Source organism: Bacillus sp. NTK071 (assembly GCF_017303315.1).
Lineage (GTDB): Bacteria > Bacillota > Bacilli > Bacillales > Guptibacillaceae > Guptibacillus.
In genome coordinates this window covers 1-266 of record NZ_JAFKOI010000081.1, presented here as the reverse complement: position 1 = coordinate 266, position 266 = coordinate 1, and the positions used below count along the sequence as shown (strand labels likewise).

The 266-nt window shown below is 58.3% G+C and carries 1 protein-coding gene; it reads right to left on the bottom strand.

Annotated features, from left to right (window positions below; translation table 11 throughout):
- On the bottom strand, positions 1–266 hold a 266-nt coding region (locus JI666_RS22115; RefSeq protein WP_206895044.1), incomplete at both ends, for a TRAP transporter large permease subunit.

Here is a 266-nt window from a genome sequence, read left to right as displayed (position 1 = left end):
AACACATTCATGCCGATGGGTGGGGTAATCATGCCGATCTCGATCACCATCACCGTCAGCACGCCCCACCAGATCGGATCGTAGCCATAGCTGAGGATCAGCGGAAAGACGAAGGGGATGGTGATGACCATCGACGAGATGGTCTCGAAGATCGAGCCGAGGATCAGATACATCACCATCAGCAGCATGATCACCCAGATGCCGGGCAGGCCGGTATCCTGAATGCCGCCGACGATCATCCGGGGCAGGCCCGAGATCGTCACCGC